Origin of the sequence: Xanthovirga aplysinae (assembly GCF_009711365.1) — a bacterium.
GTDB lineage: Bacteria > Bacteroidota > Bacteroidia > Cytophagales > Cyclobacteriaceae > Xanthovirga > Xanthovirga aplysinae.
In genome coordinates this window covers 1-1,566 of record NZ_SMMB01000775.1, presented here as the reverse complement: position 1 = coordinate 1,566, position 1,566 = coordinate 1, and the positions used below count along the sequence as shown (strand labels likewise).

Below are 1,566 nucleotides of genomic sequence, written 5' to 3'. Positions count from 1 at the left end.
AGAAAGAATTTTAATATTCTCCTTAAAAACCAGTATTGCCTTCCTATTGGAGGCTTAAAATCTCTTGTGGTAATAAATGAACCTTATATTCAAAATAAATTAGACTATTAATAATTTCATTTTAAAGGTAACTAACAAATTAATGGATCATTTTTTAAAGTTTTATCAGTCTCTATTGCGTAAGGCTGAGTGCTTAGCTACAGTACATTTAATACTTGCTGGCCTCATTTTTGTAACTCTAAATTCATGTTCAAAAAAGCTTACCAGTAGTCAATTGTCTTATCATTCGGAGAAACCGATTCATAATTCTGTAATAGTGGGGGAAGGTACTCTTTCTAAACCGGATTTAGTAGAATGGGCATTTCACTTTTCAGCAGATGGAAAAGTGATTTATATTCAAAGGCAAAAGGAGAATAAACAAGGTAGTAGAATTTATATTTCTTACTACAAAGATGGTAGCTGGAGTGAACCCATTTTATCTCCCTTTTCTGACAATGATTCCTTTAGGGAGGATGGACCTTTTGTCTCACCAGACGCCAATCATTTTTTCTTTGGTTCAAACCGAAAGGGTTCAATAGGAGAATTTGATATTTGGTTGGCAAAAAGATCGGGAAAGGGTTGGGGTACTCCTTATCGATTAGGTGAGGTTATTAATTCTGAATATAATGAATATTTGCCATCGGTTGCAGCCAATGGTAACCTATATTTCGAGTCTACTCGTCCTAGCCGGTTTGGGGATAAGCAAACAGATCTTTATGTTTCCAAATATGTCAATGGTCGGTATAAAACCGCTGAGCTTTTAGGAGAAGAGATTAATACTTCGAACGTTAATGATGAATCTCCTTTTATTGCCCCTGATGAAAGTTATTTGATATTTGCCCGAAATAGAGATTATAATAATAATGATTGGATTGGGGAACTCTTTATTAGTTACCACCGGAATGGTGTTTGGACTGATGCCCAACAGATTCTTTTGAACGATCCCTCAAGATTCAAGTACAGCCCCTATGTTTCTCCAGATAAAAAATACCTTTTTTATTCTGATGGGAAGGATATTAAGCAGGTAGAAGTTAAAGCTGTTGGATTGGAATTGTAAGACGAAGGAAAAATTAGTTATTGTTTTAGTGGAGTTGTTAGTTATTTATTCTCAGATGGAATGATGAGGGGTAATTATTAATACTCCTTATCTTTTTGGGATCATAAGTGAAATACCAAACTTAGTGATAGCCCAACCATTGAAAGAATAGCAAGTCATTTCTTATTGGTTATGGAGCAAATGGTTCAGAATAAGGGTGGTTAAATAATAGTCCTTCCCTGGGTTTTTGCATCCATTTCCCTTGTAAGTGGGAGGGTTTTTTTCGTCTCTCATGGGCTCCAATCACACTTTTTTTCCTCTAATTTTTATTTGTTTCCACTTTTTAGGACAGTGGAGGTATAATAACTGAGTCTTTTACAAAGGTTCTTCCGAAAAAGTTTTTAATTTTAAAGGGCCGGAAAGAGCCTGCAGTTGTTTTTTCAGCAATGGTGGCGATGGCCATCATTGGGGATTCTTTTTGACTTTTTTTT

Annotated in this window: 1 protein-coding gene; it reads left to right on the top strand. The window is 35.2% G+C overall.

The features are described from left to right. The first annotated feature begins 142 nt into the window (after positions 1-142). A complete protein-coding gene (locus E1171_RS05500; RefSeq protein ID WP_155204876.1) occupies positions 143-1,096 on the top strand; it encodes a TolB-like translocation protein in 954 nt (317 codons plus the stop codon). Positions 1,097-1,566 lie beyond the last annotated feature (470 nt).